Here is a 21433-nt window from a genome sequence, read left to right as displayed (position 1 = left end):
CCCCTGCCTCGACCAGGGGATGCCCAACTGTTGGCCCCCTAATGAGCACCCCTCCCCAATGATGGCCCAAAAAGTTCTGAAACAGGGCGAAGGTTGGCGACTCGGTTGGGACCCAACGGCGACTGAATTCGTGGGCCTGGTTGGTACTGAGGACTGGGCGATCGAACTCACGGCGGCAGAATTCCAAGACTTTTGCCGCTTATTGCAACAACTGGCGGAGACAATGGCCGCAATGGCGATCGAACTGATGCCCGATGAACGGATTACCTGCGAAGCCGAAAGTGAGCAGTTGTGGCTGGCGGTCGAAGGCTATCCCCATGCCTATGGTCTCTCCCTGATTCTCCATTGTGGGCGACGGGCAGAAGGGAATTGGCCACCCACCGCCGTCCCTAGTTTATTGGCCGCCACCCAAACCTGGACGGCCTGCTGATGCCATACCCTAGGGGGCTGTCAATCTTGATGGGGTAGATGGGGTTGGTTGGGTCAAACGCAGTACGACCCCACAAAGTCATTGAACGGGTTGGGGCTTGTCCACGCGACCCCAACCGACACCCCCTCCTGGCAGGACTCATACACTACTCAGCCGATCGCTAGGCTTTCCTAACACTGGTTGCACCCCATTGCGCCGATCAACATTACGATTCGTTACAATTAATCCTATGTCTTTATACCTATAGACAGATGACTGCTGCTCTGTAACGTTGAGGAGTGATGTGTCAATGGTTCTTTCCAGCCCGCCCGTGTCTTCCCTAACGATGCTTGAATCTGCATTCGCCGTACCGATGACTGTCACCTTTGAACAAGCGATTACCCTAACCCAATCCCTTCTGGACCAACTCGCTGATCAGGCTCTCCTGGATGCAGAACTAGAGGTGGCGGTGAGCCAACTGGTGCAGCATGAGAATGGGGCACGGGGTTTTTTTGTGAGCTATCTGACGGATCCGCGCCCCCTGGCAGATACCCCCTCTGCCGGTTTAGTCCAAGCCCTACGATCGGCCCCAGAACCGGTAGCAGAATTATTGGTAAAAAACCTGGCGATGGCAACCGCGATGGCGATTACCCACCGCCGCAATCAAAATGAAGATATGGCCCAGGGGTCCGATCGCGTTCGACAGCGGGTGATGGGTCTGATCCAACAGGTGCAGTTAGCCCAGGTGCAAACCAAGCTGGCCCAAATGCAAGCCAGCCTAGAAACCGCTGGCGGACCCTATCAAGACTTCCTAGAGCGCTGGGGCTACGATGCGGAACAACGACAGGCGATCGCCCAAACCCTATCCCAACTGCCGGAATCCCCCTAAACTGAAAAGCAGACCTGTGCTGCCTCGTTCTGCTCATTCTGTTCTTTCGGTTGGAATTTGTCTTGATTAAATTTTCTGGGCCACCCCTGTTATCTGCACTCCCTGCCCCTTGGCGTGAACCAGCCAGCAAAATTAACTGGAGGGCTTCCCTGGGCATCTTTAGCTCTACCTTTCTCACGGTTCTCCTGGCTGAGATGGGGGACAAAACCCAACTGACGGTACTGTTAATGAGCGCTGGCTCCCAATCCCCTGGGCTGGTCTTTCTGGGGGCCGGGTCAGCCCTAGTGATGACCAGCCTGTTGGGGGTCCTCATTGGTCATTGGCTCTCCCACCATTTATCCCCCCGGTTATTGGAAACGGCAGCCGGTGCCTTATTGTTACTGATCGCGATCGGCCTCCTTTGGGACGTATCGCATCTATGAGGTGCCCTGCTACCCAGGGTAGGCCCTTGAGAGATGGGGGCAGATCAAGCAATGTCTCAGGTTAGGGAATTCGGTTAGGGCATCCGGTTAGACTAACCAGGTTCAGTCGCTTCTCCTGTGGAGACGCTGTACCAGCGAAAAACCGTTGTGGAGGAGGTATCCTGCCTGACCTCAGGCAGTCGAGACTAACAGGGTAGACAGTATTGTTAGACTAGGAGCAACGAGTCTTGATGGATTGGAATTTACTGTGGTTAAGTTTTGTGGCCGTCTTTATTTCGGAACTGGGGGATAAAAGCCAACTCGCAGCGATCGCCCTGAGTGGCAGTTCCCGTGCCCCTTGGGCCGTCTTTTTGGGGACCTCAGCCGCATTATTACTGGCAACGTTGGTTGGCGTGATGCTAGGACAGGGGACCGCCCAACTTTTGCCCTCCCCCCGGCTGGTGAAATCCCTAGCGGCCTTAGGGTTTGCCCTAATGGCCGTCCGTTTGCTCTGGCCCAGGCATGACCTGCCTGATATCTAGCCAGCCACCAAACAAATTCCAAATCCGCTGATAGAATTAATCCCAGTGTCAGTGGGGTTGCCCCTCAGATGCCATTCTATTGGAACCTAAAGATTGATTCATGGCTAAAATCGTCTCTGTTCACTCTTTCCGAGGGGGGACTGGTAAGTCCAACTCCACTGCCAATATCGCGTCTACAGTCGCTCGTCACGGGAATCGGGTGGCGATCGTAGATACGGATATCCAATCCCCTGGGATTCACGTATTGTTTGGTTTTGATGACGAAAAGATCGAACGATCACTCAATGATTACCTATGGGGGCGCTGTGCGATTTCAGACACAGCCTACGACGTAAGCCAAGTATTATCCCATTCCCCCACCCAAGCAGGCGGTAAAATTTTTCTGATTCCGTCGAGTCTCAAAGCGGGAGAAATTGCCCGGGTCCTACGGGAAGGCTACGATGTTGGTCTTTTAAACGACGGCTTTCAAGAGCTAATTGAAACCCTAGAACTTGACTACTTATTTATTGATACCCACCCCGGTCTCAATGAGGAGACCCTACTATCAATTACAATTTCTGACATTCTGTTATTGATCCTACGGCCCGATCGTCAAGACTTCCAGGGCACTGCGGTAACCGTTGACGTGGCACGTAAGCTAGAAGTCCCCAAAATGCTGCTAATGATTAATAAGGCTCTAACCTCCTACGATTTTGACGCGATGCGGGAAAGTGTGCAACAGACTTATAATGTGCCAGTAGCAGGTATCATGCCGCTCTCGGAGGAAATGATCCAACTAGCGAGTAGTGAGGTTTTTGTACTACGCTATCCCGATCATCCCCTTAGTAAAGTGATTGATTCAGTTGCTCAACAAGTTATGGCCTAATGGCTAGGGAGATTCGCCATGAGTGAACCAACGAGCGACTTCCCCGGGCAAGCCAATGACGGCGAAGACAGTTCGATCAGCATGATTGATATCTTCACCTTACCTGACTCCCTGCGCCACCTTCTGAGTTGGATGCTGCGCAAAGGTGAAGTGACTGTCCAGGAGGTTGCCCAATATCTCAAACAAGAAGAGGCTATCATCATCCCCATGCTGGAGGAACTCGCGGAGGACGGCATGATTCGGGTGCGCCAGGTGGGCGAAGAACGCCGCTTCCGGGTCTTGCTGGCCCACAAAAGTAACCGCCGGGTTTCGAAGGATATCTGGAGTTTCCTAGAATAGCCCAATCGCGGGTCCGCTGAGAAGTCGCTAACCAGAGACAGGGACAACGGCAATACAGTCAATTTCGACCAATACGTCCTTGGGCAGGCGTGAAACCTCTACACAGGCACGGGCTGGAGCGATCGCGGCATCAAAATAGCGGGCATAAACCGCATTCATCGCAGCAAAGTCGTTCATGTCGGCCAGAAAGACCGTTGTCTTAACCACATCCGCCCAGGATGCCCCGGCTGCCGCCAAAACTGCTTGCAGGTTGGCCATGACCTGCTCCGCTTGCTGGGCAACATCCCCCGTCCCCACGATCGCGCCCGTTACGGGATCGAGCGCAATTTGGCCAGCCGCAAATAGCAGTTGACCACTGGCCACAATGGCCTGGTTATAGGGGCCTACGGGAGCCGGGGCCTGTTCAGTCTGAATAATACGACGGGTCATAGGGATGGCGGTTGGCAATGGGAATGGCAGGCGTCAACGAGACACGGCTAAGGGCAAGCAGGACGATCAGCCGGCTTGGGGGTTATCCTGAGACCGGAGACGTTGACCGTAGCCCTAATCCTACCGTAGATAGGAGCCTCAAGGTAGGGAGATTGAGTTTGACCACCTGTCTTTTGACGGGGGTGATCGGGATTCTTCAAGATGGTGCAGGAATACCGCTTTTGAAGAGGAAACCCTTATGCAACGCTTGTTCTTGATCCTGCTGGGGACGATCGCCTGCTGGGTATCGTGGGTAGCAACGCCCGCGATCGCTGCCGATCTGGCCAATGGGGCCAAGGTGTTTAGTGCCAACTGTGCGGCTTGCCATGCGGGGGGGCTAAATATTGTCAATGCCACCAAGACCTTACAAAAAGGGGATTTAGATAAAAATGGCATGGCATCGGTCGAAGCAATTCAAGCCCAGGTCAGCAAGGGGAAAGCAGCCATGCCTGCTTTCCAGGGCCGCTTGACCACTGAACAAATTGCCGATGTTGCCGCCTATGTGTTGGCTCAAGCCGAAAAGGGTTGGTAGAGCCTGCCAACCTGAGCGTCTAGTGGTCTGTCCTGCCTAAAATGGGGATTTGTCGGTTGGGGTCGAGTGGGCGAAACCCAACATATTGACTAGCATTTTGACTAGCATTGACTAGCTTTATTGGGTCGCACTGCGTTTGACCCAACCTACAAAATCTACCCAATCATCGGGCCTCCTGAGCTTGTCGAAGGATCTTGGCATCGATCTACAACTCTCAAGTTTGCGACTGACAGACCACTAGCCCTCCTGCGGGTAGTCTCCCCCAGGGAAAAACAGCGGTTAGACTGGAGAGCAGATTCTCCGCTTCCGGCTGATGTTTGACCTATGACCGCTAACCCTTCCTCCCCGCCCCCGCTCACTCCAGTCCTGGCAGCCCTACAAGATCTGATCCAGGTGGTTGCCCAGCTACGATCGCCCACGGGGTGTCCCTGGGATCGGGAGCAAACGCCCCAAAGCCTGATCCCCTACGTGCTAGAGGAAGCCTACGAAACCGTCCATGCCCTGCGCAGCGAAGATCCAGCGGCGATCGCGGAGGAATTGGGGGACCTGCTGCTGCAAGTGGTGCTCCAGGCCCAAATTGCCAGTGAACAGGGTCAGTTTTCCCTCGCAACCGTGGCGGCGCACATTACCCAAAAGCTGATTCGCCGGCATCCCCATGTTTTTGGCGATCGTCGGGTGGAGACGGCGGCAGAAGTGCATCAACAGTGGGAACAAATTAAGGCCGCTGAGAAGGGGGAAAGCGATCGGCCCCCTTTGCTATCCACCACCCTCCAACGCTATGCCCAGACACTCCCCCCCCTGCTGGCGAGTGAAAAAATTTCCCGTAAGGCGGCAGCAGCGGGCTTTGAGTGGGCTTGCCTTGAGGACGTGTGGGGCAAGGTGCATGAGGAATTGAACGAACTAAAGCAAGCGGTAGAGCATCAGAGTCGGGCGGAGCAGGAGGCGGAATTGGGCGACCTCTTCTTTGCCCTGATTCAGATCGCCCGCTGGCAACACATTGATCCGATGGCCGCCCTCCAGGGCACAAATCAGCGCTTTATCCAACGTTTGGCCCGCATGGAGCGCTTGAGTGATCGCCCCCTCGCCGACTGCACGATCGCGGAACTCGAAGCACTCTGGCAACAGGCCAAAGCCCAACTCGCCCAACCCACTGCTTCAGATATCGGACCAGTGGCTACCCCCACATTGGATTAGCGCGTCAATCGCATCTAAGATACAGTAGGGTTAATGGGGGGGCGAAGGTACTCGTGAGTATTTGGCTAGGGGCAATCACGCTGGATTCGCCTCGACCAGTAACGGCTTGCTACCGACCTCTGGACCCTGAGCAGGAAAACCGCAATGAACGACAATGCTAGGAATGAAAAGGACAAGTTTCTCTATCCCACTAGCCGCTATCAAGGTGAGTTTAGTCCAGAGTATTTAGCCTTTAATGCCAACCTCCAGGAATTTGCCCAGCGGGTTTCCATCCTCTGTGCCCTGGAAACGGGGGGAAAAATTAAACCTGAAGCGGCGTATAGGGAAATTAAACAGCTTTGGAAACAACTTAAAGAATCCAAGAAAAATTTAATCGATGCCCAACCGCCTACGGATTCTGCGAAGGAGTGAAGGTCCCGATTGCCTCACGCATTCTTGTTGCGCCGGTAGGTGATGAGAGCCGCGATCGCAATGGCCGCAATACCACCCAATTCCAGGACCCAGTTCATCCGCACACCGCCGGGGCTAAACCGAATAAAGCGATCGATATGGTGAAAAGAAGCGGCGCGGATAATCACAAAGCTACCCAGAAAAAACAGTCCCATTAAACCCAAGAATGCCGATCGGCTTTGCCTTTTCAGGATGGGCGCAGCCACTCTGATGCTCGTGATAATCACGCCAACTATCCCCAATATAAATAGAAGTTGTACCCAACGGCGATGAGGGTACCACCCCTGGCTTTTGGCCCAATCCTTGCCCACTACAGTCAGCCAGGATTGGAGATCGAGCTGTTTATTAATGCCTAGGAAAAGCATGATTAGGGCGATCATGCCCCAAAGCATACCGCTGGTTTGATCCTGCGATCGTAAACTTAAGTGCAGGGCGCACAGGGCACAGATCAGGGCAGTACTTAAATAGGCAACAACTGTCAACCAGCCCATTGGGGTCGGGTCACCAATGCCGGGATACCAGTGGCCATCGCGAATTTCTGCTAAAAGGCCAATGGGCAAGTAATAACAATTATTGGCTAACTCAGATAGGGTATACACGCATTCAGAGGACCTAAGCAGTCAGCTTCTATCGCTATCTTAGCAACTCCCCCGGTGCAAGGATTCCAGTCAGGCGTATCAGTCAGGCATATCAGTTGGCTGCCCCTTCCCGATCGCCAACGTTATCTCATCAGTTTGGGCAGTTGAACTGCCCCCGTTCCAGATTAATCGAAGTGCCCTTAGGGTATTCCTGAAAACGAAGGTTATCCTTGGCGGTATGATAGCTTAACGCTATTGCTGGGAGTGCGGGTAGGGCATGGGTAGAGTGAGTGAGGATCGGGGTAGCGCAGGCGCAGATGGTTGGGCAAACAGGCCATTGGTGATTACGGGAATGCATCGCTCTGGTACCTCGCTGACGGCGGCTTTGTTGCAAGCAGCCCAGGTTGATTTGGGGACGGATTTAGTGGGGCCGGATGTGGGTAATCCCAAGGGGCATTTTGAGAACCGGGCCTTTGTCGCCTTTCACCAAGCTGTTTTACGATCGCAGGGTCTAGACATTCTCGGCTATACGGAAGCGTCGGAAATTCAGCTCAATTCAGACGATTGGGCCAGGGCTAAGGCGCTAATTTCCCAGCAACCTCAGGATCATCTTTGGGGGTGGAAAGATCCCCGAACAACGCTATTTTTAGATGTGTGGTCAACGTTGTTGCCAGAGGCTAGGTTTATTTTTGTTTATCGATCGCCCTGGGAGGTTGTGGATTCCCTATATCGACGGGGGACAGACGCAATCATACAGAATGATCCTGCGATCGCAGTCAAAATGTGGCTGCTATATAATCGTTGCCTTCTCCAGTTTCGACGACGATTTCCTGAGAAATCGTTATTGATCTCAATTTACACAATAACCCGTGATCCCAGTCAATTTTTAAGTCTCATCAACGCACATTTTAAGTTGCAATTACCGGTCAGCGTGCCCAATATCTTTGATCCCAGTTTACTCCAGGCAACGGAGCAACTTTCTGAGCGACGATCGCTACTCGCAACCTATTTCCCCGAAACCTTAGCACTCTATCAAGCCCTCAACCACCATGCAACGGGTCTTGATACAAGTGGCGATGAAATCGGGTTAGAAATTACGGAAGAAGAACGCGGAATTATCCATGAGCAGAGTCGGCATATCACCTATCAGGATTGGTTCAACGAGCGTCAACTGACCAAGCAAGTGCATCAGCTAACAACTACGCTGGAGACGGTCCAAGCGGATCTTCAATCGTCCCAGACGCAGGTTAGCTCGCTACAGGCCGAGCGTGATCGCCTTGCCCAGGCAGTCGCGGAACACCGGGCACAGTTAATGCAAGTCCAGACTAAGTCCCGATTAGCGGACTATCGCCAGCAACGATCGCAAAAGCAATTAGCGATCACCCAAGCCGCGATCGCAGCTATGCAAACCTCCAAATTTTGGCAACTCCGGTCAGCTTGGTTTGCGGTCAAATCCCGTTTGGGGTGGGTCACGGAGACGCCCATCCGTCCCCTGCGAATTTTGATGGTGAGTAATGCCCTGAATCTGACGGGTGCACCCCTCCATCAGTACGATTTCACCCGTTATCTTCAGGAACAAAAGCTGATTGAACCCGTAATTTTTGCGGCAGAATCGGGTCCCCTAGCTGCGGCCTATCGCGATCGGAATATCCCGGTGATCATTCACGGTCAACATCCCCTGGCTACCGTACAAACCCTGGCGGACTATTGGCAAGCAGTCACCTCGCTGGCCGTTCAGTGGGGGGAAGGGGGATTTGATTTGATTTATGCCAATACCATTGAAACCTTCTATGCCCTCGACTGTGCCCAATTATTAGGTATCCCTTCCGTCTGGAATATTCACGAGAGTGAACCCTGGCAAACCTATTTTCAACGCTTTTGGTTTGACGCCGAGGTGGGTCAACGTGCCCTGGAATGTTTTGCTCTGCCGGCAAAAGTAGTGTTTGTGGCCCAGGCGACCTGTGAGTTATATCAGCCGCTGCAAACGCGATCGAACTTCACGGTTATCCACAATGGCCTTAACCAGAAAACACTGCTTGAACAAGCCGCCCACTGGTCACGATCGCAGGCCCGTCAAGCCTTAAACCTACCGGAGAAAACGGTCGTCATTTTGTTGTTGGGGACCGTTTGTGCCCGGAAAGGACAATTGGACTTGGTGAACGCGATCGCGCAATTACCGCCAGACTGCCTTGAGCAACTCCACTGCTATATTGTGGGCGATCGCCCTGGGGAGTATAGCCAGTTGTTAACTGCCGCCGTGGCTAACTTACCGGAGCCAATTCAGGCTAAAATCACGATCGTGCCCGAAACACCGGATACGGCCCAGTACTATCAAGCGGCGGATATTTTTGTTTGTACCTCGCGGGTGGAAAGTTATCCCCGTGTCATCCTGGAAGCCATGTTTTATGGTTTGCCGATTGTAACCACGCCAGTATTTGGGATTAAGGAACAGGTCAAAGCTGGCGTGAATGGGGTATTCTATACCCCCGATCGTCCAGAAGAACTGGCTACGGCCTTGCAACAATTGCTGGAAAACCCCACCCACCGTCAACATCTCGCCGCTCATGCCCGCAGGGTTCTAAACTCACTCAGTACATTTGAGCAAATGGCCCACGCCTACGCTCAAGTTTTTCAGGCCGCAGTCGCTCCTCTTATTTGATCTGGAATTGATTTGATCTGGAATTGATTTGATAATCAGGAGTTGTGTGTGAAACCCGATTTCATTATTATTGGTGTCCAAAAAGGAGGAACGACATCCCTCTATCATTACCTCGTTCAACACCCGCAAATTGCGCCTGCCCTAGACAAGGAAGTTCATTTTTTTGATTTGGAATTTGAGCGCGGTTGGGATTGGTATGACGCTCGCTTTCCGGGTATCATCCAGGCTGATCAGGCGCACGATCGTCGCCCCCGTGCCTCCTCAGCAGTTCCCCAGGTGATTACGGGCGAAGCCAGCCCCTACTATATCTTCCATCCCCTCGTGCCCCAGCGCATTGCCCAGACCTTGCCCACGGTTAAGTTGATTGTGCTATTACGTGATCCGGTCGATCGGGCAATTTCCCATTACCACCATGCTGTGCGGTGGGGGTTTGAGTCATTGGCGATCGCAGATGCCTTTGCCCAAGAAGAAGAACGACTAGCTGGCGAAGTTGAAAAAATGCTGGCTGATCCCAGCTACCACAGTTTCAACCACCGCCATTTGAGTTATCTTGCCCGTGGCCGCTATGCCCAGCAACTAGAACACTGGTTTCAATACTTCCCCCGTGAGCAGTTTTTGATTCTCAATAGTGAAGCCTTATATCGCGCTCCTGATGTAGCCCTACAGGCCGTGTGTCAATTTTTAGCGCTACCTTTCTCGCCCCTAGCCCGTTATGAACGCTATGATCCCGGCAATTATCGTCAGCCCGATCCAACCCTCTGCCAGCAATTAGCTGATTACTTTTACCCCCACAACCAGCGGTTAATGCAGTTACTCAATCAACACTTTGACTGGCAAGGCAGCGCCTAGGTCGCGATACAGCACTTCCATGCTTGGTTGAGGTACAGACCAGGGGCCTAAGCCCCTGGTTACAAGGCTTGATCGTACTTCATAAGAGAGGGAACGGCTGTATACTGGGACTCGGTCTGCCGCAAAGTTGAGACCTGTCTTGGTTGCCCCGATCGCAAAACACGATGCTGAGAAAAATTGGTTTTAGCCTCCTTTGGTTAGGATTTACGCTCTATGCCTTTCTCCTATCGCCGCCCAATCAGCCAGATACCTTGGCCCTGATCCAAAAAATCGCCCTCGGTCAATTCCAAGGGGTTAATCCCCTGATCGTTGCCCTGTTTAACCTCATGGGGATTTGGCCCATGCTCTATGCCAGCGTCCTGTTGGCTGATGGTCGCGGCCAAAAGTTACCCGCATCCCCCTTTGTTGCCCTCACGTTTGGCCTGGGAGCCTTTGCGCTGCTCCCTTATCTCGCCTTCCGGCAACCTAACCCCATCTTCCAAGGACCGCGCGATCGCCTATTGCGGTTTTGGGATTCTCGCTCGCTGGCGATCGGCCTCACCCTGGGCACGCTCGTGCTTCTGGCCTATGGGCTGAGCCAAGGGGATTGGGCCGATTTTGCCCAACAATGGCAAACTAACCGCTTTATCCATGTCATGAGCCTCGACTTTTGTCTGCTAACCCTCTTGTTTCCCGCGATCGTGCCTGACGACATGGCCCGCCGTCAGTTCTACCAACCGCGCTTGTTCTGGCTAGTGAGTGGGGTGCCGCTCCTGGGTCCCTTGGCCTACCTCATCCTGCGGCCTCCTCTCCCTGATCCGGTCGTCAACGTCCCCTCACTGACTCATGGCTAACATGCGTTGAATTGGGCGCAGGGCAGCTAGGCGGATATCCTCGGCCAAGGTAATTTCAGGTTGGCGGTTTTTCATGCAGTCGTAGAGTTTCTCCAGGGTATTCAGGCGCATATAGGGACACTCATTGCAGGCACAGTTGCCCATTGGGGGGGCGGCAATAAATTGCTTGCTGGGGGCCGATCGCTGCATCTGGTGGATAATGCCGGGTTCCGTAGCCACAATAAAGGTCGAGCGATCGCTGCGTTGGCTGTACTTGAGCAGGGCTGTCGTTGAGCCAATGTAGTCCGCATGGCGCAAAACCGCAGCTTCACATTCGGGATGGGCCAAAACTGCCGCGTCCGGGTACTGTACCTTCAGTTCCACGAGCTTCCGCTCCGAGAAATTCTCATGGACAATGCAACTTCCCTGCCAGAGCACCAACTCCCGCCCGGTTTGCTGCATGACATACCGTCCCAGATTTTGATCCGGCGCAAAGATGATTGGCTGGTCAGCGGGGAGCTGGCGCACAATCTCAACCGCATTGGAACTGGTACAGATGATGTCGCTGAGGGCCTTAATGGCTGCCGAACAATTAATGTAGGAAATTACCAAATGATCGGGGTGCGCTGCCTTAAATTGGGCAAACGCAGCGGGGGGACAACTATCGGCTAAGGAACAACCCGCCGCCAAATCCGGCAACAGCACCAGCTTGTCAGGGTTGAGGATCTTCGCCGTTTCGGCCATGAAATGTACCCCGGCGAAGACGATGACATCCGCATTCGTACTGGCCGCCTGCCGTGCCAGCCCTAAGGAATCGCCAATATAATCGGCAATATCCTGAATATCTGGGTCCTGGTAATAGTGGGCCAGGATGACCGCATTTAATTCCTGCTTAAGAGCCTGCACCGCCGTAAACAGGTCCACCGGACGGCTGGGGGGAGCGACGGGACGATCGCGAAGGGTTGTAAACACAGGGAGTACTTCTGGTTGCAAGAAACTTATTTAGCTGATCTAATTATAGTCATTTTTACCAAAATTAAAATCATGCTCGCAAGACTCAGGCAGCCCAGGGTGGCAACCGCCGCGATCGTCCTGGCAGGGGGAGACAGTACCCGCATGGGCCGGGATAAGGCCCTGATTGAAATAGGGGGTAAACCCCTGTTGCGGCGGGTTTGTGAGGTGGCCAGCCAATGCTGTGCGGTAGTCTATGTCGTCAGCCCGCGATCGGCCCAATACCAGCCGTTGCTGCCGCCCCGGTGCCAGACTGTTCAGGAAGCGATTGCCCCTGGGGCCGATCCCCCCGGCCCGCTGGTGGGGTTTGCGCAAGGGCTAGCCCAGGTGCAACAGGATTGGGTGCTCTTGCTGGCCTGCGATCTGCCGCATCTTCAGGCATCGGTCCTCCAAAGCTGGATAGCGCAATTGCCCACCGTCCCCCCAGACACGATCGCGTTGCTCCCTCGGCATCCGAAGGGATGGGAACCCTTATGTGGTTTTTACCGCCGCACGTGTTTAGCCGATCTTCAGCAATTTATTGCCCAGGGGGGGAGATCATTCCAGCAATGGTTAGCGACGCGATCGGTCCAGGCGATTGATCAAGTCCATGCAGTTAATCCTGAAATGCTGAGAAACTGTAATTATCCAGAGGATCTTCAGGAAATTTAGCCCCATCGCCTAGGGCCACTCTCGATAGACAAAGCCTCCCCCAATGCCCAGATCGGGATCGCGTAATTTAATATCGTGCTGAATGGGCCCCGGAGAACAAGGAAGAGGCCCAGCCCAACACCTTGCCGATTCGGGAGGGTGATAGTAAATCACATCGTTAATTTGCGCTTGTTGGAGGGCTTCCCTGGGTAATCGGGCGGGTAGCAATAGGTATTGCCAATGTCCGATCGTGACGAAGATGGCGATGCTACAGGTCAGCGCAGCTAAAAGCCCTAGGGATAATAATCGGTTCAAACTGTGAGCGTTTATATTTAGTCTGCTGGCATAAAAATCATTAAGAAAGGGTGGCCATTGAGTAGCCAGTAAATAGGCTGGTAAAAGTGCAAAATAGCCAAGGCCATGCCGCATCAAGGGAGATTTAGACATGACCAGGATCGCTCCGGTACCGCCAATCAGTAATAACCAAATACTACCGGCAAATTTTCGTTGACGAAATCTTTGCAGAATTTGTATGCCAGCCATGATTGAAACCAGCAGTAGCACCGGAATCAGAATATTGAGTTTTTCAAAAAATAGCCATTGCGTTGACATATTGACTAGCCATTCTCGGATGCGTTCTAGGAGAGACAGAGCTTCTTCTTCAGGCACCCAAGGATTGGGGATAGCAGCTAGATTTTTGGCAAAATCTTCCTTAATAGTCCAGGGAAAATTTATCCTGAATAGTGTCAACGGAAATAGGGGAAATCCAATCACAATATAGCCAAATATAAACATGGGTATTAGTAATAAGAAAGACAACCCTAGGGCGATCGTGACACGTTGCCAGTTCAGCCGACCTACGACCAGATAAAATAAGCCGACGATTGGTACTAATACCACTCCATTCAGTTTTATTGACATTGCACCTGCGGCTAGAGTTAGTGGAACTAAACGCACATTAAATAATTGTTCACTTTGCTCATTTTTAGATATTTCTTGATTATCAGAATCAGATTGATGAGTAATCAGTAAGATTGCCCAACTGACAATTCCAACCAGCAAGATCAGGGGAAAATCTGGGGCTGTTGAAACAGTCATGAGCCAGGGAAACTTAATGACAAAGGCGATCGGTAAGGTTATGAGTAGGAAAATCGCAATAAAACGATCGGCAAGTCTTGCCCCTGCTTGGCAACTAGCTTGCAAGCGGGTTAATAGTTGCCAAATGGCGAGAACGAAGATAAAACTATTAGCCACGGCGCTGGTATGTGCCGTCAGCCATCCCCCATCAAAGGGAGCCAGTAGGGCAAACCAGGACGAAGTAAACCCAAAGCGAGCGTTGATTAAACCAATTCCAGGGACAGTGCCAAACTCAGATAGCCACTGAATCAGGCCATAGTGGTAGAGTCCCGTATCAAACCAGGCAATTTCACGGGTTGAAAAGGCAGCCACGCCGATCGCGATCAACCCGACAGCATACAGTGACTCGCGCGATCGGGCTGCATAATAGGCCGCCAATTCTAACCGAACAGAACGCCACCTCAGCGAGAAACCAACGAGCAGCAGAACGGTGCCGAGACCCACGATCGGGGATAGGGGCAGGATCAAGGAAATCCCCAGTAGGGCGATCGCCAGAATGACTAAGCCTAACCAGATTGAAATAATGGCGCGATCGCTGGGTCGATCGTAACAGTCAGCCGCCATCAGATTGAGAACGGCTGTGCCAATCACGATGCAAACGAAGAACAGGAGTATCCAAGCAACCAGATAAAAAAGCACGTTAAGTTTCGTTTGATTATTAAATACAATTAGATTTATCGTCCATCATAGCTGGCTTTTTTAGCTCAATAAGCTCCCCTCATCACAGGGGGTTGACGTTTCAAGTGGGGCCACTGGCTGGAAGGGGAACGCCCGATCGCACAGCCAGCGCTGTCGGTTGTGGTAGAGCAACGTCAGGTGTGTGGCATCAAATTCGGCCTGAAAAGGGCGATCGCGGTAGGCTGGCCATGCCTGCTGGAAATGGGAGCGGCTCAGATCCCGGAAGGCAATAGTGAGGTGGGGGTGGTAGGGGCGTTGGGCTTCCTTGGGATTCCGCAGATTCAAAGTACTGCCTAGCGTGTGTCGTAAGTCCCGGTGGATTTGGATCAGCGCCAGGGTGGGTTCCACCTGGATATAAATCACGCGGGGCGGGAAAGCCCCATATCCCTTGAGTTGGATTGGGAAGGCTGACCGGCTTTGGGCAAAGGTTTGCAGGGTTGACCGTACCTGGGCGATCGTGGCAACGGGCCACGCAAAGGGTGGGTAGAGCGTGATATGGGGCGGCGACTTCAGGGCCGCACGACTGTGGTAACGATCGCAAAAGTTCTGCTTAATTTCCGTAATTTGCTGGGTTAGGTCGGCGGGCGGCAACAGAGCAATAAACCATAGGGGGGCCTGAGGGGAGTCGGTGGGCATCATAGGCCAGTGGCGCAGGGGCAGTCTGGTATCCTGATGCAAAAAGCATACGCTGATCCCATGCCGATCGTCCTGATTGCGAACCAGACCCAACAGCAGAGCCTTGTGGCTTGGGTGCAACACCATGCTCCCGTACTAGCCCGCTATCCCCTGGTGTCTATCCCCCCGATCGCAGACCTGATCAACCGTGCCACCTCCCTAACCGTTGCACCGGGCCTGCCGACTCAACCCACCGAGGCCATCACCCAATCCCTCGCCCAGGCGATCGCCGCCGGTAACCTCATGGCCCTGATCTTCTTCATTGATCCGGTCCATGCCGATCCTGCCTTACCGGATATTCAAACCCTCTCGGCCCTGTGCAGTGAATACGATCTTCCCCTCGCCTTTAATCCCGCGACGGCCACCGCTGTCCTCAATATGTTTATGCAACTGCGGGTTGCGCACCTGATCTTCAATCCCGTTGCTGGTCAGCGTGACCCCACCGAAGATTTACTGATCATTCGCCAAACCCTAGCCCCCTTGATGAACCTATCCATTCATTTCACCACCCGTGAAGTGGATGCGAATGAGTTGGCCCAGCGGGCGATCGCCGCACAACCGGACTTAATCATTGCCTCTGGGGGGGATGGGACGGTCTCCGCCGTAGCCGATGTCCTGTTGGGGACAGGCATCCCCTTGGGCATCATTCCCAGGGGGACGGCCAATGCCTTTTCGGTGGCTTTGGGCATTCCGACTACCCCAAAGGCTGCCTGTGACTTGATCCTGGCGGGTACTATGCGGATCGTGGATGTGGCCCGCTGCAATGGTCGTCTGATGATTCTGCTAACGGGGGTTGGGTTTGAAGCAGAAGCCGTCGAAAAGGCCGATCGCGAACTGAAGGATCAATGGGGGGTCCTGGCTTACCTGATGGCTGGTTGGCAACAGTTGGGTGAACAACAACTTTTCCACACGCGCTTAGATGTGGGCGATCGCAGCTATCAATTTCGGGCCGGGGCCATTACCATCGCCAATGCCGCCCCACCTACCTCCGTCCTGGCCCAAGGGGTCGGCCAGGTGATCTTTGATGATGGCCTGTTGGATGTGACCGTCCTGACCGGTGAGCAGGAACCCCGCCCCACGATCCTCAATAAATTGCGGGTTGCCAAGTCCCTGCTGGCAATTTACGGAGCAGCCCTCGCCAGCACCCGGGTGGATGATTCACGCATTTACCATTTTCGTAGCCGCCAGCTCACCATCACCGCCACCCCCGCGCAGAAGGTGGTGGTCGATGGCGAGATGGTTGGGACGACCCCGATCACCGTCGAGTGCTTACCCGGTCGCCTAACGGTCCTAGCCCCACCCCAAATTAAACCCTCTCCTCTAGAGAAATTGGCCATGCTGTGGGTGCAGCGCGTCTCCCCCAGCCTGACGGCCATGATTGTCGCGATCGGAGCGACGGGGTTGATCGGTTGCTTCATTGCCCTCTGGGTGTTGGGGCGGTTAGCCACGGGCTTCTTCTGGTGGCAGACGATCGCTGACTTTGATTTCAGCCTGCTGATGCGTATCCATAGCTGGGCCAACCCCGCCCTTGATCAGATTATGTTAGGCATCACGCGCTTGGGAAATGCGGAAGTGGTGCTCCCCACTGCCCTGTTGGTTTTAGGAATTCTTTGGGGACGCCAGGAGCAGCGGCAGGTATGGACCTGTCTGACCGCCTTCCTGGGCGCCTTAGTGATGAATTTCAGCCTCAAGCCCTTGTTTATGCGATTGCGTCCTGACCTCTGGCCGACCCTGATCACCGAAACCAGCTATAGCTTCCCCAGTGGTCATGCCCTGGGTTCTACGGTGCTCTATGGGATGATTGCCTACCTGCTGGGGCGACACTTCCCTAAATACCAACGCTGGTTCTATGGGGCCGCGCTGGTCCTGGTGGGGTTAATCAGCTTCAGTCGGTTATATTTGGGTGTCCACTGGCCGTCGGATGTGATTGCGGGAATGAGTATTGGCTTCCTGTGGTTGATGGTGGGGGTCACCATGTCCCGCTTGCAGGATTTACGGGAGGAGCAAGCTCAGACACGCCAGCCAAGGACCTAAGCAGCGGCACTGGCGGCAGCGGTGGTGTTTACCGCCTGATCCCATCGGCATCCCCCTGCCCGCCCACTGCTTCACGGCAGGGGGAGAATCACGGCACAATAGTAAGGCGCGGGGTACGATCGTGGCCCCGCAGACACGACTAAGGTTCATGGGAATGCAAACGTTAAACACTATCAGTACACCGACCACCACCGATACATTGACGATCGCGGGACGTTCCTTCCAATCACGCCTGATTACGGGCACGGGGAAATACCGCAACTTTGGGGAAATGCAGGCCAGCATTGACGCGAGCGGCTGCGAAATGGTAACCGTAGCGGTGCGGCGGGTTCAGACCAATGCGCCGGGGCATGAGGGGTTAGCCGAAGCGATCGATTGGCAGAAGATTTGGATGCTACCCAATACCGCTGGTTGTCAGACCGCTGAAGAGGCGATTCGGGTGGCCCGTTTGGGGCGCGAAATGGCGAAACTCTTGGGCCAAGAGGAAAATAACTTCATCAAACTGGAAGTGATCCCGGATACCCGCTATTTACTACCGGACCCGATCGGCACCCTAACGGCAGCCGAGCAACTGGTGAAGGAAGGGTTTGCAGTCCTGCCCTACATCAACGCCGATCCGCTCCTGGCGAAACGATTGGAGGAGGTGGGGTGTGCCACGGTGATGCCCCTGGGGTCCCCGATCGGCTCCGGCCAAGGGCTGAAAAACGCCGCCAATATCCAGATCATTATTGAGAATGCCCAGGTACCCGTGGTCGTGGATGCTGGGATTGGGGTACCCAGTGAAGCCGCCCAGGCGATGGAGTTGGGGGCCGATGCGTTGCTGATTAATACCGCGATCGCCCAGGCCCAAGCGCCAGCCCAAATGGCCCAGGCGATGAAGCTAGCCACGGAGGCAGGACGGTTAGCCTATCGGGCGGGACGGATTCCGGTGAAAGCCTACGCCAGTGCTAGTTCGCCCTTGACAGGACTTGTGGGCAGCTCTTAGGTCCTAGGGGAATAGGTCAGTCCTAGGAATAGGGGACAAGATGCCGGGGGTGAGGTTGGGGGCAGCTAGGTCGATCGGCCAATAAACAGTAGGGACGGCGATAACTGGCGGGGGATTCCAAGCAATGCTGCTCTAAAAACTCGGTGTCTGAGAGTACCTCAGCCGTGGGGGCATCTCGCACTATTTCGCCCTGATGGAGGACGATCGTGCGATCGCAGAGTTCCAGCGCTAGGTCCAGATCATGGGTCGCAATTAACTGGGTCAGCGGCAAGTTGCGCAAGAGATCAATCAACTGGCGGCGCGATCGCGGATCAAGCTGGGCCGAGGGTTCGTCAAACACCAGAACTTGTGGTTGCATCGCGAGAACCCCCGCGATCGCCACCCGTTTTTTCTCCCCGCCCGACAGATGATTGGGATGGCGATCACCATAGTGGTGCGGATCAAGGGCTACGGCCCTCATGGCCTGGTGATAGCGATCGTGTAATGCTTCGCCCTGAATATTCTGGTTCAAGGGACCAAAGCAGACATCTTCCTGCACTGTGGGCATAAACAATTGATCATCCGGATTTTGAAACACCAAACCGACAAAATTCCGAATCGCCTTAATATTGTCCGGCTGCATCGGATATTGGCCGATGACGATCGTGCCCGTCTGGTGCGGCAAAATCCCATTGAGGTGTTGCAATAGGGTCGATTTCCCTGAACCATTGGCTCCCACCAACGCCACTCGCTCTGTCGCCCGAATGTGGAGCGTGATTTGTCGCAACGCCTGCGTCCCATCGGGATAGGTAAAGCTGAGATTTTGGATCGAAATCGAATTGTGGTGCATGGACGACTCAGACTACAGCTACCCCGAATATTGCATCCTAGCTAGAAATCCAGATAGATGGCCTGTCCGCACCAGGCCAGCAACAGCGTCACGGTGAGGGCCAGAATATCCCGCCGCCCACTCACAATGGGTTGGGTAACCCCAGGCGTTAATCCCTGATAGCCCCGTGCGAGCATGGCTTGATGAATCCGTTCGCCGCGATCGAAGGTGCGGATAAACAAAGCCCCAATCATATTACCAATCACTAACCGTTGCCAGCGACGTTGGCCCATCAGGTTACGGGCGATCGCAGCCCGTTTCATCGCGGCAAACTCCGCTATCAGCACTTCCAGATATCGGTACATCGATGCCAAAATCGCCACCAGCAGCGGCGGTACCCTCAGCACCAACAAAGCTTGCAGCAAGTCCGGCACCGAGGTTGTTAAGGTCAGCAGATTGAGCAACAGCAGCGAGAGCAACGCCTTAATCGACACACTGGCCAGCACCAAGATGCCTACGGTCGTGACCTGCAACGGTCCCCACTGCCACAGCACCGCCCCCTCCGGACGAAATAGGGTCCCCAGCAACACCACACCCACAAAGGCAGACTCAACCACCAGCCGTCTCAGCAGCACCCGCCAAGTCACCTGACTCAGCCCTAACACGGCGACAATACCGGCTCCATAGACCGCCCAAGTTGCCCAATGGCCATTGGGGGTCAGGGCGATCGCCAATAACATCAGTAACACGCACAACATGCGGGTCGGCGGCGTGAGGGCGTGCCAAACCGTGAACCGTTGGCGATCGACATCTAGCCGAATAACCGGAATATGTAACAGCACCATCGGCTGGCTAATCCTGCCCTAGGTCTTCGGGTGGAGCCACCTCCCCACTGCCTTCCCCCACCCCAGACGCAGGCCGGGTCACCAATTTCCCGATCCCCCAAGCCAACCCAAAGGCCGCCAGGGTGCCCAGCAGACCCGCTAAGGGTGTAGCCACCGCTTCCGGTACCCCCCGCAGGGCGTACTCATCAAACAAACGGTAGAAGGGTAACTTTTGCGCGGCTGGCTCCTCACTGGCCCGATGCTCAAATTCCAAATCCTGGGCCACGCGATCGAGGCCATCGGGATGTTGGCTCGCAAAGGGGGAAAGCAGCACCGCAATGATCAGGGCAATGCCTAAGCCTGTGCCGATGAGCAGACGATTGGGCAGGGAGCGATGGGGGGAGGGGGTCATAGGGAGTAGAGAGTAGAGAGTGGGGAGTAGTTTTGAATTTTGAATTTTGAATTATTGGGCTATTCCACTACGCCACTATGGGCTAAGGCAGCGGCTTTGCGGGGGGGGCGATAGAACAGGTCGGGACGGGTGCGCCAGATGAAGGTAACGGCGATCGCGGTAATGATCGCCTCACCGATGCCAATCACGACGTGCCAACCCACCATTGCAATCAGCGCGACGGAGACGGGGACGGTTCCCGATAGGCCCAACTGGAGGGCACAAACGACGGCGGCAACCACCACACTGGCCCAGGCCGCGATCGCGCTGCCAATGACCATGCCAGCCAGTTTATTTTGCCCAATGGCTCGGCGGATTGTTTGAAACACGTAGTAGCCGAAAAAGGTGCCAATTAGGCCCATGTTAAAGATATTGGCCCCCATCACCAGAATGCCGCCATCCTGGAAGATGACCGCCTGGACAATAAACACCGCCGTCATCACCAGCGATCCGGCCCAAGGCCCCAGCAGCACGCCCGCGAGGGTGCCCCCCAGTAAATGCCCAGAGGTGCCGCCTGGGATCGGAAAGTTGATCATTTGGGCAGCAAAGATAAAGGCGGCACAAACGCCCATCAAGGGCACAATCCGATCCTGATAGTCGGCCTTGACCTGGCGCAGACACACGGTAATGAGGGCGATCGCAACGACCCAAGTAACCAGCATCACCGGGGGATTCAGGAACCCATCGGGAATATGCAAGGCGAAATAGGGTGGGGCCATTAACCCTAACGGGGAAGGGGACAACGGGAACAACTGCATCATGACTCAAGCTGCCTTGGCGAACCACCTGTCAGTAAACACGCTGCTTTGTCCCACAGACAATCCCCCCACCCCCCATTTCCCCTCGGTAAGGGCTTAAAAATTCTGGAAGCTTCGCCGTGAGAATTTGCCCCTAACCCCTGAGAATCCAGAAGAGTTTGCTATACTGCCTAAAGTAAAGAAAAGTAAACTCTGCTCATAAATAGGTACCTTTGCTGCTACTTGCCTGTGGCGATCGCGGCGGGTGACCGATCGAGCCTTGGCTCAGCAGAGTGACCGCTTGTCGTTATATATAAACCCTGGAGATAAGCGCAATGACCATTGCAGTGGGTCGTGCGAGCGCCAGTCGGGGATGGTTCGACGTTCTCGATGATTGGCTAAAGCGCGACAGATTCGTCTTCGTGGGCTGGTCGGGTTTGCTGCTGTTCCCCTGTGCCTATCTGGCGCTGGGCGGC

At 54.4% G+C, this 21433-nt stretch carries 24 protein-coding genes and 1 pseudogene; 16 read left to right on the top strand and 9 right to left on the bottom strand.

Going from position 1 to position 21433, the window contains the following annotated elements; all coding sequences use genetic code 11:
- From ACWIUF_RS01815 to ACWIUF_RS01790, 6 genes are all read left to right on the top strand, one after another.
- Positions 1 to 430, top strand: a 430-nt coding sequence (locus tag ACWIUF_RS01815; RefSeq protein WP_448570467.1) for a DUF1818 family protein, incomplete at its 5' end; no start/stop codon positions are given.
- Positions 431 to 755: 325 nt separating this feature from the next.
- Positions 756 to 1298, top strand: a complete 543-nt coding sequence (locus ACWIUF_RS01810) for a hypothetical protein (RefSeq protein WP_448570466.1) — start codon at positions 756 to 758, stop codon at positions 1296 to 1298.
- A 62-nt stretch (positions 1299 to 1360) separates the two neighbouring features.
- Entirely contained in the window at positions 1361 to 1720 is a 360-nt protein-coding gene (locus ACWIUF_RS01805; protein WP_448570465.1) for a TMEM165/GDT1 family protein, read from the top strand.
- Between the two features lie 230 nt (positions 1721 to 1950).
- Positions 1951 to 2241 (top strand): TMEM165/GDT1 family protein, encoded by a 291-nt coding sequence (locus tag ACWIUF_RS01800; protein ID WP_448570464.1) that lies wholly within the window; start codon positions 1951 to 1953, stop codon positions 2239 to 2241.
- Between the two features lie 100 nt (positions 2242 to 2341).
- Complete coding sequence (locus ACWIUF_RS01795; protein ID WP_448570463.1) at positions 2342 to 3106, top strand: MinD/ParA family ATP-binding protein; 765 nt, start codon at positions 2342 to 2344, stop codon at positions 3104 to 3106.
- Between the two features lie 18 nt (positions 3107 to 3124).
- Positions 3125 to 3445: a hypothetical protein gene (locus ACWIUF_RS01790; RefSeq protein WP_448570462.1), complete on the top strand. Its 321-nt coding sequence runs from the start codon at positions 3125 to 3127 to the stop codon at positions 3443 to 3445.
- A gap of 27 nt (positions 3446 to 3472) precedes the next feature.
- Here the strand turns inward: ACWIUF_RS01790 and ACWIUF_RS01785 are convergent, their stop codons facing one another.
- Positions 3473 to 3874, bottom strand: coding sequence for a RidA family protein (locus ACWIUF_RS01785; protein ID WP_448570461.1), 402 nt, complete (start codon positions 3872 to 3874; stop codon positions 3473 to 3475).
- 238 nt (positions 3875 to 4112) lie between these two features.
- On the opposite strand from ACWIUF_RS01785, the gene petJ reads away from it, so the two are divergent.
- From petJ to ACWIUF_RS01770, 3 genes are all read left to right on the top strand, one after another.
- On the top strand, positions 4113 to 4445 hold the full coding sequence (gene petJ, locus ACWIUF_RS01780) for a cytochrome c6 PetJ (protein WP_448570460.1): 333 nt from the start codon (positions 4113 to 4115) through the stop codon (positions 4443 to 4445).
- A 324-nt stretch (positions 4446 to 4769) separates the two neighbouring features.
- Complete coding sequence (gene mazG / locus ACWIUF_RS01775; RefSeq protein ID WP_448570459.1) at positions 4770 to 5639, top strand: nucleoside triphosphate pyrophosphohydrolase; 870 nt, start codon at positions 4770 to 4772, stop codon at positions 5637 to 5639.
- 144 nt (positions 5640 to 5783) lie between these two features.
- A complete protein-coding gene (locus ACWIUF_RS01770; protein ID WP_448570458.1) occupies positions 5784 to 6050 on the top strand; it encodes a DUF7219 family protein in 267 nt (88 codons plus the stop codon).
- 14 nt (positions 6051 to 6064) lie between these two features.
- Here the strand turns inward: ACWIUF_RS01770 and ACWIUF_RS01765 are convergent, their stop codons facing one another.
- Positions 6065 to 6688 carry a hypothetical protein gene (locus ACWIUF_RS01765; RefSeq protein ID WP_448570457.1) on the bottom strand — a complete coding sequence of 208 codons (624 nt, stop codon included), beginning with the start codon at positions 6686 to 6688 and terminating at the stop codon, positions 6065 to 6067.
- Positions 6689 to 6944: 256 nt separating this feature from the next.
- Here ACWIUF_RS01765 and ACWIUF_RS01760 point away from each other — a divergent pair, with 256 nt between their 5' ends.
- The 3 genes from ACWIUF_RS01760 to ACWIUF_RS01750 all read left to right on the top strand — a co-directional run bounded on the left by ACWIUF_RS01760 (position 6945) and on the right by ACWIUF_RS01750 (position 11008).
- Positions 6945 to 9326 (top strand): glycosyltransferase, encoded by a 2382-nt coding sequence (locus ACWIUF_RS01760; RefSeq protein WP_448570456.1) that lies wholly within the window; start codon positions 6945 to 6947, stop codon positions 9324 to 9326.
- A gap of 48 nt (positions 9327 to 9374) precedes the next feature.
- Positions 9375 to 10175: a sulfotransferase domain-containing protein gene (locus tag ACWIUF_RS01755; RefSeq protein WP_448570455.1), complete on the top strand. Its 801-nt coding sequence runs from the start codon at positions 9375 to 9377 to the stop codon at positions 10173 to 10175.
- A 164-nt stretch (positions 10176 to 10339) separates the two neighbouring features.
- Positions 10340 to 11008: a DUF2834 domain-containing protein gene (locus ACWIUF_RS01750; RefSeq protein WP_448570454.1), complete on the top strand. Its 669-nt coding sequence runs from the start codon at positions 10340 to 10342 to the stop codon at positions 11006 to 11008.
- Here the strand turns inward: ACWIUF_RS01750 and nadA are convergent.
- A complete protein-coding gene (nadA, locus tag ACWIUF_RS01745; protein ID WP_448570453.1) occupies positions 10991 to 11959 on the bottom strand; it encodes a quinolinate synthase NadA in 969 nt (322 codons plus the stop codon). The genes ACWIUF_RS01750 and nadA overlap by 18 nt on opposite strands.
- Positions 11960 to 12031: 72 nt before the next feature.
- On the opposite strand from nadA, the gene ACWIUF_RS01740 reads away from it, so the two are divergent.
- Positions 12032 to 12649, top strand: coding sequence for a molybdenum cofactor guanylyltransferase (locus ACWIUF_RS01740; protein WP_448570452.1), 618 nt, complete (start codon positions 12032 to 12034; stop codon positions 12647 to 12649).
- Between the two features lie 9 nt (positions 12650 to 12658).
- Here the strand turns inward: ACWIUF_RS01740 and ACWIUF_RS01735 are convergent, their stop codons facing one another.
- Together ACWIUF_RS01735 and ACWIUF_RS01730 are read right to left on the bottom strand one after the other, a co-directional pair.
- A complete protein-coding gene (locus tag ACWIUF_RS01735) occupies positions 12659 to 14404 on the bottom strand; it encodes an LIC_10190 family membrane protein (protein ID WP_448570451.1) in 1746 nt (581 codons plus the stop codon).
- Between the two features lie 60 nt (positions 14405 to 14464).
- Positions 14465 to 15082, bottom strand: coding sequence for a 2'-5' RNA ligase family protein (locus ACWIUF_RS01730; protein WP_448570450.1), 618 nt, complete (start codon positions 15080 to 15082; stop codon positions 14465 to 14467).
- 33 nt (positions 15083 to 15115) lie between these two features.
- Here ACWIUF_RS01730 and ACWIUF_RS01725 point away from each other — a divergent pair, with 33 nt between their 5' ends.
- Together ACWIUF_RS01725 and ACWIUF_RS01720 are read left to right on the top strand one after the other, a co-directional pair.
- On the top strand, positions 15116 to 17152 hold the full coding sequence (locus ACWIUF_RS01725) for a diacylglycerol kinase family protein (protein ID WP_448570449.1): 2037 nt from the start codon (positions 15116 to 15118) through the stop codon (positions 17150 to 17152).
- 154 nt (positions 17153 to 17306) lie between these two features.
- Positions 17307 to 18137, top strand: a complete 831-nt coding sequence (locus tag ACWIUF_RS01720; RefSeq protein ID WP_448570448.1) for a thiazole synthase — start codon at positions 17307 to 17309, stop codon at positions 18135 to 18137.
- 22 nt (positions 18138 to 18159) lie between these two features.
- Here ACWIUF_RS01720 and ACWIUF_RS01715 read toward each other — a convergent pair whose 3' ends face one another.
- Genes ACWIUF_RS01715 through ACWIUF_RS01700 form a run of 4 tightly spaced genes read right to left on the bottom strand, consistent with a single transcriptional unit; the run spans position 18160 to position 20981 of the window.
- Entirely contained in the window at positions 18160 to 18966 is an 807-nt protein-coding gene (locus ACWIUF_RS01715; RefSeq protein WP_448570447.1) for an energy-coupling factor ABC transporter ATP-binding protein, read from the bottom strand.
- A gap of 41 nt (positions 18967 to 19007) precedes the next feature.
- A complete protein-coding gene (gene cbiQ, locus ACWIUF_RS01710) occupies positions 19008 to 19790 on the bottom strand; it encodes a cobalt ECF transporter T component CbiQ (protein WP_448570446.1) in 783 nt (260 codons plus the stop codon).
- Positions 19791 to 19797: 7 nt separating this feature from the next.
- Positions 19798 to 20181: a PDGLE domain-containing protein gene (locus ACWIUF_RS01705; protein WP_448570445.1), complete on the bottom strand. Its 384-nt coding sequence runs from the start codon at positions 20179 to 20181 to the stop codon at positions 19798 to 19800.
- Between the two features lie 59 nt (positions 20182 to 20240).
- Positions 20241 to 20981, bottom strand: a complete 741-nt coding sequence (locus tag ACWIUF_RS01700; protein WP_448570444.1) for an energy-coupling factor ABC transporter permease — start codon at positions 20979 to 20981, stop codon at positions 20241 to 20243.
- Positions 20982 to 21292: 311 nt separating this feature from the next.
- On the opposite strand from ACWIUF_RS01700, the pseudogene ACWIUF_RS01695 reads away from it, so the two are divergent.
- A pseudogene (locus tag ACWIUF_RS01695) lies at positions 21293 to 21433 on the top strand (photosystem II D2 protein (photosystem q(a) protein)); the annotation flags it as partial.

Source organism: Trichothermofontia sp., assembly GCF_053493415.1.
The sequence above is the reverse complement of the archived record's forward strand: the minus strand, read 5'-3'. Positions and strand labels throughout refer to the sequence as shown.

Excerpts from the sequence above, each read along its gene's own strand:
- ACWIUF_RS01810 (WP_448570466.1), top strand. The coding sequence starts at position 756 with ATGCTTGAATCTGCATTCGCCGTACCGATGACTGTCACCTTTGAACAA.
- ACWIUF_RS01800 (WP_448570464.1), top strand. The coding sequence starts at position 1,951 with ATGGATTGGAATTTACTGTGGTTAAGTTTTGTGGCCGTCTTTATTTCG.
- ACWIUF_RS01795 (WP_448570463.1), top strand. The coding sequence starts at position 2,342 with ATGGCTAAAATCGTCTCTGTTCACTCTTTCCGAGGGGGGACTGGTAAG.
- ACWIUF_RS01790 (WP_448570462.1), top strand. The coding sequence starts at position 3,125 with ATGAGTGAACCAACGAGCGACTTCCCCGGGCAAGCCAATGACGGCGAA.
- ACWIUF_RS01785 (WP_448570461.1), bottom strand. The coding sequence starts at position 3,874 with ATGACCCGTCGTATTATTCAGACTGAACAGGCCCCGGCTCCCGTAGGC.
- petJ (WP_448570460.1), top strand. The coding sequence starts at position 4,113 with ATGCAACGCTTGTTCTTGATCCTGCTGGGGACGATCGCCTGCTGGGTA.
- mazG (WP_448570459.1), top strand. The coding sequence starts at position 4,770 with ATGACCGCTAACCCTTCCTCCCCGCCCCCGCTCACTCCAGTCCTGGCA.
- ACWIUF_RS01770 (WP_448570458.1), top strand. The coding sequence starts at position 5,784 with ATGAACGACAATGCTAGGAATGAAAAGGACAAGTTTCTCTATCCCACT.
- ACWIUF_RS01760 (WP_448570456.1), top strand. The coding sequence starts at position 6,945 with ATGGGTAGAGTGAGTGAGGATCGGGGTAGCGCAGGCGCAGATGGTTGG.
- ACWIUF_RS01750 (WP_448570454.1), top strand. The coding sequence starts at position 10,340 with ATGCTGAGAAAAATTGGTTTTAGCCTCCTTTGGTTAGGATTTACGCTC.
- ACWIUF_RS01740 (WP_448570452.1), top strand. The coding sequence starts at position 12,032 with ATGCTCGCAAGACTCAGGCAGCCCAGGGTGGCAACCGCCGCGATCGTC.
- ACWIUF_RS01730 (WP_448570450.1), bottom strand. The coding sequence starts at position 15,082 with ATGATGCCCACCGACTCCCCTCAGGCCCCCCTATGGTTTATTGCTCTG.
- ACWIUF_RS01725 (WP_448570449.1), top strand. The coding sequence starts at position 15,116 with ATGCAAAAAGCATACGCTGATCCCATGCCGATCGTCCTGATTGCGAAC.
- ACWIUF_RS01720 (WP_448570448.1), top strand. The coding sequence starts at position 17,307 with ATGCAAACGTTAAACACTATCAGTACACCGACCACCACCGATACATTG.
- ACWIUF_RS01715 (WP_448570447.1), bottom strand. The coding sequence starts at position 18,966 with ATGCACCACAATTCGATTTCGATCCAAAATCTCAGCTTTACCTATCCC.
- cbiQ (WP_448570446.1), bottom strand. The coding sequence starts at position 19,790 with ATGGTGCTGTTACATATTCCGGTTATTCGGCTAGATGTCGATCGCCAA.
- ACWIUF_RS01705 (WP_448570445.1), bottom strand. The coding sequence starts at position 20,181 with ATGACCCCCTCCCCCCATCGCTCCCTGCCCAATCGTCTGCTCATCGGC.
- ACWIUF_RS01700 (WP_448570444.1), bottom strand. The coding sequence starts at position 20,981 with ATGATGCAGTTGTTCCCGTTGTCCCCTTCCCCGTTAGGGTTAATGGCC.